The sequence below is a fragment of the Parabacteroides sp. AF48-14 genome (genome assembly GCF_003477465.1).
Classification (GTDB): Bacteria; Bacteroidota; Bacteroidia; order Bacteroidales; family Tannerellaceae; genus Parabacteroides; species Parabacteroides acidifaciens.
Map to the genome: position 1 here is coordinate 1 of NZ_QUDI01000074.1, position 10,669 is coordinate 10,669.

7 protein-coding genes and 1 pseudogene are annotated in these 10,669 nt (G+C 38.0%); 4 read left to right on the plus strand and 4 right to left on the minus strand.

Annotated elements, in window-relative coordinates:
* The first annotated feature begins 570 nt into the window (after window positions 1-570).
* Window positions 571-2,487: a molecular chaperone DnaK gene (gene dnaK / locus DW083_RS21360; RefSeq protein ID WP_122333769.1), complete on the plus strand. Its 1,917-nt coding sequence runs from the start codon at window positions 571-573 to the stop codon at window positions 2,485-2,487.
* A gap of 91 nt (window positions 2,488-2,578) precedes the next feature.
* Here dnaK and DW083_RS21365 read toward each other — a convergent pair whose 3' ends face one another.
* From DW083_RS21365 to DW083_RS21380, 4 genes and pseudogenes are all read right to left on the minus strand, one after another.
* Window positions 2,579-4,882 carry a hypothetical protein gene (locus tag DW083_RS21365; protein WP_147382177.1) on the minus strand — a complete coding sequence of 768 codons (2,304 nt, stop codon included), beginning with the start codon at window positions 4,880-4,882 and terminating at the stop codon, window positions 2,579-2,581.
* Window positions 4,883-5,335: 453 nt separating this feature from the next.
* Entirely contained in the window at window positions 5,336-6,724 is a 1,389-nt protein-coding gene (locus DW083_RS21370; protein ID WP_122333775.1) for an ATP-binding protein, read from the minus strand.
* A 108-nt stretch (window positions 6,725-6,832) separates the two neighbouring features.
* Window positions 6,833-7,084 (minus strand): annotated as a pseudogene (locus DW083_RS21375) (AraC family ligand binding domain-containing protein); the annotation flags it as partial.
* A gap of 574 nt (window positions 7,085-7,658) precedes the next feature.
* Window positions 7,659-8,822, minus strand: coding sequence for a site-specific DNA-methyltransferase (locus tag DW083_RS21380; protein ID WP_122333771.1), 1,164 nt, complete (start codon window positions 8,820-8,822; stop codon window positions 7,659-7,661).
* Window positions 8,823-8,904: 82 nt separating this feature from the next.
* On the opposite strand from DW083_RS21380, the gene DW083_RS21385 reads away from it, so the two are divergent.
* From DW083_RS21385 to DW083_RS21395, 3 genes are read left to right on the plus strand one after another with little or no spacing between them, the layout of a single operon-like run.
* Window positions 8,905-9,144 (plus strand): helix-turn-helix domain-containing protein, encoded by a 240-nt coding sequence (locus DW083_RS21385; protein ID WP_122333772.1) that lies wholly within the window; start codon window positions 8,905-8,907, stop codon window positions 9,142-9,144.
* On the plus strand, window positions 9,131-9,721 hold the full coding sequence (locus DW083_RS21390) for a restriction endonuclease (RefSeq protein ID WP_122333773.1): 591 nt from the start codon (window positions 9,131-9,133) through the stop codon (window positions 9,719-9,721). The genes DW083_RS21385 and DW083_RS21390 overlap by 14 nt, the downstream gene beginning before the upstream one ends.
* Window positions 9,722-9,749: 28 nt before the next feature.
* Complete coding sequence (locus tag DW083_RS21395) at window positions 9,750-10,601, plus strand: hypothetical protein (protein WP_122333774.1); 852 nt, start codon at window positions 9,750-9,752, stop codon at window positions 10,599-10,601.
* Window positions 10,602-10,669: the final 68 nt, after the last annotated feature.

A 10,669-nucleotide genomic window follows, 5' to 3' on the forward strand; every position in this document is an offset into this window, starting at 1 on the left:
CATTTACAATCAGCATAAAATTCTTATATTCAACACATTACACGCTTCAAATCAAAAATATACTTTAAAATCACATTTACACGATCTTAAAACACAAATAGCTATACATCAATATTTTATTATCAAAAACTGATTCTCATAATGATTTACCAAATCCACACATTAACCGGTTTTAAGCTCATTTCATCTATGGACTACATGGAAAGAAGTATTTCAGGAAGAGGTATATGAATGCAAATCTGTTACTAAGCATAGATTTAATGTAACTTTGTTTCGTACACATCACTTTTAGAGTACAGAATAGAACCAATATCAATAGAGATTGCTTTACTAATTTTAAAGGCTGTCAGAATGCCTTTGCCTCTCCCCACTAACATACATATAATAATAAAAACCACATTTTAGTTAGAAGCCAATCCGAAAACTGACGTATTGTCACACTTTCTGTCAGCTAAACTTTTCCAAAGGCATCCTTGTTACTTTGGCATACGATTTGTAAGATAATTAGTGCAGCTCGAAAGAGAAAAGCAAATACAAGGAAAATAATAACAATTAAAATAGAAGAAAATTATGGGAAAAATTATCGGAATCGACTTAGGAACAACCAACTCGTGTGTTGCCGTACTCGAAGGTAACGAACCGGTTGTCATTGCAAACAGCGAAGGTAAAAGAACGACTCCTTCAATCGTTGCATTTGTAGAAGGTGGCGAACGCAAGGTAGGTGATCCGGCAAAACGTCAGGCAATCACCAACCCAGAAAAAACAATATTCTCTATCAAACGTTTCATGGGTGAAACCTACGATCAGGTACAGAAAGAGATCAACCGCGTACCTTACAAAGTAGTACGTGGCGACAACAATACTCCGCGTGTCGACATCGAAGGGCGCCTATACACACCGCAGGAAATCTCAGCTATGATCCTGCAGAAAATGAAGAAAACAGCAGAAGACTATCTGGGACAGGAAGTGACAGAAGCCGTTATCACTGTTCCGGCATACTTTAGCGATGCACAGCGTCAGGCAACAAAGGAAGCCGGTGAAATTGCAGGTTTGAATGTTCGTCGTATCGTAAACGAACCGACAGCTGCATCTTTAGCTTATGGTCTGGACAAGACGAACAAAGACATGAAAATCGCCGTATTCGACCTTGGTGGCGGTACATTCGATATCTCTATCCTGGAACTGGGCGACGGTGTGTTTGAAGTTAAATCGACTAACGGTGATACTCACCTGGGTGGTGATGACTTTGACCATGTAATCATCGACTGGTTGGCTGAAGAATTCCTGCGCGAAGAAGGTGTCGACCTGCGCAAGGATCCGATGGCTTTGCAACGTTTGAAAGAAGCTGCTGAAAAGGCTAAGATCGAATTGTCAAGCACAACAAGCACGGAAATCAACCTTCCGTATATCATGCCGGTTAACGGTATTCCAAAGCACTTGGTTAAGACACTGACTCGTGCCAAATTCGAACAATTGGCAGACAGCCTGATCCAGGCTTGTATCGAACCGTGCCGCCAGTCTTTGAAAGATGCAGGTTTGAGTACTTCCGACATCGACGAAGTAATCTTGGTAGGTGGTTCAACACGTATCCCGGCCGTACAGGCTATTGTTGAGAAGTTCTTCGGCAAAGCTCCGTCCAAAGGTGTTAACCCAGACGAAGTGGTAGCTGTAGGTGCTGCTATTCAAGGTGGTGTGTTGACAGGTGAGGTAAAAGACGTTCTGTTGTTGGATGTGACTCCATTGTCATTGGGTATCGAAACAATGGGTGGCGTTATGACCAAGTTGATTGAAGCTAACACTACTATTCCTACAAAGAAGTCTGAAACATTTACGACAGCCGTTGACAATCAGCCTTCCGTAGAAATCCATGTATTGCAGGGTGAACGTTCATTAGCTAAAGACAACAAATCGATCGGACGTTTCCACCTCGATGGAATACCTGCCGCACAGCGTGGCGTGCCTCAGATTGAAGTTACTTTCGATATCGACGCAAACGGTATCCTCAACGTCTCTGCGAAAGATAAAGGTACCGGTAAAGTCCAGAGCATCCGTATCGAAGCATCCAGCGGATTGAGCGACGATGAAGTAAAACGTATGAAAGAAGAAGCTCAGGCTAACGCTGAAGCCGATAAGAAAGAAAAAGAACGTATCGACAAGCTGAACCAGGCCGACAGTATGATCTTCCAAACTGAAAAACAGTTGAAAGACCTGGGCGACAAGCTCCCGGCTGACAAAAAAGCTCCGATCGAAGCTGCTTTGAATAAATTGAAAGAAGCTCACAAGGCTCAAGATATCGCCGGCATTGATGCTGCTACTGCAGAACTGAACAGCGTATTCCAGGCCGCAAGCCAGGAAATGTACAACGCACAGAATGCACAGGGTGGTGCACAACCAGGTCCTGATTTCGGTCAGCAGGCTGGTGGCAACGCCGGAAATGGCAAACAGGATGGTGGAGTAACTGATGTAGACTTTGAAGAAGTGAAATAAATAGTTTATCGGAAACGATAAGCAATGATTAAAAAATCGCAGTAGAATAACTTTTTACTGCGATTTTTCTTTTTATGAAGTTCTTCACCGATCACTGTGGTTTTTCTATATCCTGCCCCCAGTTTGCCGACTGTACGTGTGAATAAATATCATTATAGTATTTACGATTTTCCCAACTCATCTTCTCTACTTCTTCCATATTCGGTGTGCCAAAGGCATCTTTGAAACGGAACATCGGGTCAAGATGTGCGGCATAATTCCAGTTGAGACAGGTAAATGCCCCATTTTCGCGCCTACGCCCACTCACATTGAAGACCTCCATTTGTAATCCCCTTTGCTGCCCGGGGAAAAGAGATTGATCCCAGTTCATGGACTGTTTGGAATTATGGGCAGAGATGCGTGCCACTTTCAGGTAATGTTCATTGCCGGTTTCCAGGTAAAGGCGATAAAAAGCAAAGGAACTCCATGCAAACCCGAGGTCTGCTCCTGCATGTCCTATGGCAATAATGTGTTGCCCCACGATGCTACGGTCTCTTGGGAATTTCGTGGGGCGGTTCCCCTTATCATTTTCAACGGGTATCTCCATACAATGAACCCAACTTTCCGTATAAGTTGCAGCTTGTTCGGCTGCCGTCAGCCATTTAGCATCTTTCGTCAGGTCGTAAAGGGCCAGGAATCCATTGAGAGCCATTTGGCCTGATTCGCTGTCATACGTCTGGGGATTATCAATCACACAGGAAACATAAGTATAGGTATTATGTATATTCCTATAGCAAAAATCGCCTGCCTTTTCAGCCGCTTCCCTATACTTATCATCACCGGGACTATCCGCTTGTGCTGCGATATGAAGTTCCACCAAATAACGGACCGCACAAATTGTCAGAAACTTATTTGAATCCGTAACCGGATGTTTTCCCTGAGCATTTATGACCCTATGATTATAAGAAAAATAATAACTTCCATCTCCGTTCTGGTTATCTATAAGCCAGTCGCCATATCTTTTGCAGGCATCCAGCCATTCGGGCTTTTCGATGCCGCTACGTTTGGCAAACGCCCAAGCGGCAATCAGGCTTTCCATGCCTCCTGTATTTACACGCAGGTTGCTTCCGTCGCGGAAAGTGCCGGTATTTCCCCACCAACCCGGATCATACCAATCACGTGGTAATCCTAAAGATGTCTGGCTTTTCGATGCCCAAAAGTTCAACACGGCTTCCCCTTTTTTTATCATATCGTTATTGCCGGTTTCCACTCCTTCCCGATAGATATAATATCCGGTTGCAACCTGCATGCCTACGAACCCCATTTGATAATCATAGTTCCTGGGTTCAAAAGTGGTAAGGTCTACCTCGAAAGGCCAGCCCGCTGCATCGTACTTACCTCCCATACTCGTGTCTTCCCCATAATAATGCATTAAAGTTTCGATGATACCATTATAGGTTACATCGAGATCGACCGGATAAATAGTAGGATTGTATAATTCGAAAGCATGTCCCCACGAGTCTTTCACTGCTGTAGCATAGTCATTTACACTTGAAAAACAAAGTTCCAGATTATATTCATGCACTAAATCATCTTGTATGGGATGATAGCGTGGGCCGCGTCCCCCTCGTCTCTCAGCCTCCGAACCGGGGTATATAAAATTCGTATAAATCACTTTATTTTCTCTCTTTATACCCAATGAACCGAACTGATAATCTGCACAAGTGTCAATCCCGTTTCCATCGGCGATAACCGTTTCGCATTTGGAATCTTTATGAATGATCGAAAGGGTGAAATTCGTTCTTGGATTGCGAAACATAACAAGAGGCAATGTGATTCTATCTTCCCGATAATAAAAATAGGTATCGTTGACCTGCGGGATATACTCTGGAATATTCCCGGTTACAGTGAAATTACCTTTATACCATACGGCAGGTATGAAATATTCATTCCGGGTAAGATTCGTTGCTTGCTCATCAGTACGAAAGCCGAAAAAGGAGTTGAAGAAACGATCGCCTGCTTTGGAGTTTGATAATCGGATTTTGCGCTGGAGCTCAATGATTCCGTTGCCTTTAGCAATATATATATCAGAAACATTAAAGCTCGTTCCTAAGCTTGTCGTAAGCAATGCTTGACAGGTAAGCATATTGCTATTAAGCACACACGAACTATAGTTTCCCGAAAGCTCCTTTGAGCCGGCTAATTCCAGAAAAATCGTAGCATCCGGGTTGATTGTGGGTATCGGGGTTCCCTGATAAGAAAAATTTAATTTATAGAGCCCTCCTTCCACGGCTTTCACCGTTATCGATACATCGCCGGAAACCAAAACGGCACCGTCATTTGCAGATAGAGAAAAAGGCATTACTATAATGGAGATCGAGAAAATGCAGATGTATTCAATTATCCTGTTTGACATATTATTAGATTTAAATGGATCGGATGATCCGGTTTGTTTATTGTTATTCTGAATCTTTTATAAAACTTGTATAGAGGTATCGATTTCATTTGTTACATCTTAATTGATTGACAAATATACATTTTTAGAGCAAAAGGTTTGCTTTTTCTGCACCGAAAAAAAGCATATGAATGAACAAAGAGAAATGTTCTATAAACTGCCGTTTTTTGCGCTTTTAAGGGGATTGGCCTTAAAAAGAAAATCCCCGAAACACAATGTATTTCAGGGATTTTCTTTTTTCTATGACTCTTGTTAAGTGGTACCACCAGCAGCCGAAAATGGTTTGATATGGCACTATTTTTCAATAAGTTATTTTACTACGATGTAAGTTCCTTGAATAAGGTTTTTACAGCTTTGCACCGTTCAACACAAGTTTGTATCTTGGGTACGATTTCTGAATGCAAAGATAGAGATTTATTTGATAGTAACACCGTTTTTCAGGAAATATCCTCCTGTCTTGGGTGCGCCTTTAAATTCTATCATATCTTTCTCATTAAGGGATTTAAGATAGCGCATTGTTGTTCTCCAACTTTTTGAAATATTTTCTGCTATTTCCGAGGCATTTAATCCCGGCTTCGTTTTTAACAAATCAATAACAGCCTGTTCATTCTCATTTACTATGTCATTTACTATGTCATTTTTGGTGTCATAGTTGGCATAGTTCTTTGTTTGTCGTTTAAACATTACCGTAAATATCCCATCCGTATGAAATTCAGGTTTAGGAAGATTGGCTTCTTTCATAGCTTCCTGCATACGAGGAATACCGGATGCGACCCTTTCAACCAAATGCATGCGGGTAAATAATCCAAAGATTAACGGGTTACGTGTCATACTCTTGTGCCCGAAATCTTTAGCTACGATAGGCAAAAGCCCTCCGGGATTAGAAACCTCTACCCGGTCATCAAACATTTCTATTGTAATGGTTGCTCCCTGTTCGTAATAATCACGATGTGAGAGGGCGTTAATAATGGCTTCTTTGAACACAGTAAGAGGGATTTCCCAAATTTCTTCTCTTGGTCCTGCTCCCTCAATTTTGTAAGCGACTTGGAGTTTACTTTCCAACCATGCCATAGCTTGCAAATATTGCTGGTATAGTGGACCGCCAAAGGTTTTATCATCAATGATATATACTTTGGTTGTTCCTTTGAAAAGGACACATCTTGTTACTGCGTGTGGAAACTTCCGTTCAGGTTGTTTCCCAAAGAACATGGCTGCTCCATTCTTGGCTACTCCTTTATCCGTAAACAGTTCCAAATTCTCAAATATCTGTTTGTTGGCAGTCGATGGACTTAGCTTTGCTTCCGTGCGAAAGTCTTTTATTGCTTGCTCGTCTGCATCTGTGTAGATATTGAACCATGAGCAAGGAATAGCATCAAAGAATATCTTGTTGCATTCCTGAAAGAAGCTGCGCATTTCTTCGACAGTACGAAGTTTCTGTGAGTTTGCTCCCTCACGCACAAAGATAGAACCGGAAAATATATAAGGTTTATCTTTCCCTGACGGAACATCAATTACCCAAACTGTCTTATCTTCGATATTTACCGCATACATATCACAATGGAGAGCCGGAGATATTTCACTGATAGAGCCTTGAATAGCTGAACGTTTGTCATTCTCTAAATCTGTGCCAATAATCTGCCCGTTATCATCTACACCAATGAGTAAATATCCTCCGTCTGCATTAGCGAAAGCGCAAATTTCTTCTGTTAGTTCACGAACCTTTGAAGGAACACGAACTTTGAACTCTACATTATAGCCTTCTCCGCTATCGATGAGTGATTGTATGGTTTCTGTATTTGTCATAGACATCTATAAATATAATGCAAAAATAGTCATTTCAATTGTTTCAATAACTCTAAAAACAAGGATATGTATATGGTTTACTTCAAATTGTTCTTTCTGAAATTAGAGGGGCTTGCATCCTCTATACTTTTTGAAAAACTTATTAATTTGGATATTTTCAGCACCGAAAACAGAAAAAGAATACGTATCTCCGAGAGTAATCATAAACAAATGTCCGTCATGATAAGGAAACATATTGTTGTTAATCCATTGGAAGCCTGTTCCTGAAAGAATATATACTAATTCAAAAAAGGCATGTTCATGCTGACTGTTGTACTCATGGTTTACATCTCGGTTTACATGGCTTGTGTGAACCAACACGAAAAACACAGAAAATAATAGGATTTGATGGGAAAAACCACCGAAAATGCACAAAAAAGACAGTTACGTTTTACTGTAACTGCTTGATTTTCAGTGGTGCACCAGCAAGAGAACTGTTATCTTCTCTCTGCTGATTATCACCATTTTATAGTTTCTTTCATTTGGGAATCCACATGATTTAGCACACGATTATGTTTTATCGTTTTGCTCGCTATAAGAACGATCCTATTTTCAAATATCTCATTGTTTCAATATCGTCTGGGATTCTCCTAAGGGAGTTACCACGCTGATATTTAAAACTTTATATTTTTAGTTTCAGGCATATCCCATGATTTAACCCACTGATTTGCTACATACTTTTGCGGTAGTTTGCTTATGGAGAATACTAAAGACAAAGATAGTTATTTCTTGATAATTACCAAAAAAACATTTGATTCTAAATAATCCACCAATGAGATAGTTTTTTATTCAGCAATATATTTTTTAGATAATAAGAGGTATATTTTTGATAAACGAAACACGATTATAATATGAAGAATTTAGCATAAGCATTCATAAATGGATTTCACCAATATCATTCTTCTTTTTTACACGTCCATAAATTCTTTTCTATCCTTTTCTTTTCTATTACAGGAGGAAATAGATGATTGTATTTATCCCGGTATTTTAAAATCAGACTTCTGTCAGTTTGAATATTTTGGAAACGATTGATAATATCTTCTAATGGTCCTATTTCTACTCCGATCCATTTCCTTTGTTTAATCTCAGCTGTAATGTATGTAGTTCCTGCTCCTCCAAATGGATCAAAAATAGTATCGCCGATATTTGAGGACATTTCAATGATTCTGTCTAATAATTTGACAGATAGCTCATTCGCATCTTTTCTTGCTTTATATTTTGAATGACGTACAGGGGGAATATCATACCACACATCGGTAAGGCTTATCCCTAAAGGATTCATTTTATTCTTATATCCTCCATAATCCTTTATTTCATTAAAACACTTACTGCAAACTTCCATAGGTAGTCTATCTGGTTTAAATGTTTTCGGCTTTTCTCCTTTTACATAATATAATAATGAATAATGAGATGGGTACAGTCTACCATTGATTGGTAATGAGTATTTTATATCTGCTGAGATCCAATGTCTAAATGTTAATCTTTCATTTAAATATTTGGAAAGATAAGTGTTCCATTTAGGGAGATTCCAGATAAAGAGACTTCCTCCTACTTTGAGAGTCCTTATACATTCATCCAGCCACTTCTCACACCATCCTATATATTCAGATTGTTTAAGATTATCATTAATATTAGAGGGATATAATTTGTCTAAATTAAAAGGAGGATCTGCAAAAATTAAATCAAATGTTTCATTTCCAATTGTGGATAGTAAATCACAGCAATCACCATGATATAGCTTTCCTAATTTAGTCTCAAATGCCAATTCTATAGGAATGTTATTTGTGATATTTATTTCTTTATTTAATGATAAGAGAGAGGGGGTATTGCTAATATGCTCTTTCAATTCTTGTGTGTATATTCCCATTTTCAGCATTATATCAAATCTGGAAATACCCAGCTTTTGTTCTATTCTACACAATACTCCAGAGTCAGGAAGTATATGATTTTTGTTATAATACTCTAACATTTCAAATGGAGTATTTAACAAAATAGAGACTTGATCTTTTTCTTTCTTATCTTTGTTTAATATGCCTATTGCTTCATAAAATGACTTCATATTCTTCTATATATTAATAAATTCAGACTATAGTCCGTGGATTATCGTGACTATAGTTTGCAAATTTGCAAAAAAAAACAATATGAATGAAGATTGTTTGATAAAAAACTTTGGAGTTTTTCTTTATTCGCTAAGAACCGATAAGAAAATTTCCCAAGAAAGGTTAGCAGAACTCTGCCAATTGGATAGAACATACATATCCTTGTTAGAACGTGGACATAGACAGCCAACCTTGATGACTCTTTTTAAAATATCAAAAGCTTTTGATTTGAGTCTATCATATTTACTTGAATTATTTGAGAAGCAATATGAAAATAGATAAAGAAATTGCCTTATTAGCTAAGGGGGATTTTGCGCAAAGTCCATATTTTAGCACTATTATGGAAGAATTGCATTCTGCTATTCAGCATGTTACATGGGGAAGTAAAGACCGCTTTTTGATAAATCCTGTAAGAAAAGGCAATGGGGTTGTTCCTATTAAGAAAAATTTTGTAACATATCTACAAAGTAAAGGTTGGCAGGCTGAACAACAGATGTCTTGTGTTAATGGAATTAATCCAGGCCCCATTGATGTAATTAAAAATATTCCGCAAGGTGTATTTGCAGTGGAGTGGGAAACTGGGAATATATCTTCTTCACATAGAGCTTTAAATAAAATAGCTGTTGGTATTATTCAGAAAAGTTTAATAGGGGGGATGTTAATTCTTCCTAAACGAAGTCTAGCCCAATTCTTGACTGATAGAATTGGAAATTATGAAGAAATAAATCCTTATTTTACATTATATCAACATCTAGATATTCAGAATGGTTTTATTGGAGTAATAGCAGTTAACTATGATGAAATAAATACAGAAGTTGGTATAATCCCTAAAGGAAAAGATGGAAATGCTATAAAATAGAAAGTATTTAATTTATGTTACAATAATTATGGTTGCAGATAATAGAGATGATTTTTCAGCAAAAATAAAAAGAACATTAGCAGAAAGAGTTGGTTTCCTTTGCTCATGTCCTTCTTGTAGAGTTCCAACAATAGGTCCCCATACAAATCCAGAGAAGTCTGCTAATGTTGGTGTTGCTGCACATATAACGGCTGCAGCTATTGGTGGTCCTCGTTATGATGCAAATATGTCTCCGGCAGATAGATCTGGAATTTCTAATGGAATTTGGCTTTGTGAAAACTGTGCTAGAATAATTGATAAAGATCCAGTAAGTTATCCAGTGAAACTTTTGCAAGAATGGAAAACAGTTGCCGAGCAGGAAATAAAAGAGAAAAGAGGAAAAGTAGCTCTATCTTCTACAGCTTTTCCCATATTAGAAGCAGAACTGATTTATGATACTTCTGGACGTGTTTTTAATGGTTATTCCACCGAAATATTGAATAAATACGGTAACAAAACAATAGAAATGAGTGAGGTGCAGAATCTTCCTATGCATTATAAGTTAGATTGGAGCTATGAACTCATATTAGTGAATAACTCTGAGACTCCGGTGTATAATGTATCTATAGAATATGTTAGTGGTGTAAAATTTTCTTATATTGAAGACTTACCCAAAATCAACAATTTGAAACCATTTGACAAATTCACCTTAAAGACTAAAGTTGTTAATTATTTTAAAGGAACTTATAAAGATGCCGATTTCCAAATTTTACAGAAATACCCCCCTCTTATACAAGGTTCTGTTATTCGTCTTAAATATCAGGATAACGACCGAAATAATCATAGCAATTTATTAACAATAAAAGAAAATGGAATAATTGAGAGTCAAAAGGAAATATGAAATATTGCAATTGAATTAATTAATAGTTGAGCAATATAAATACATAGTGCATTTTTTTATATATAGTT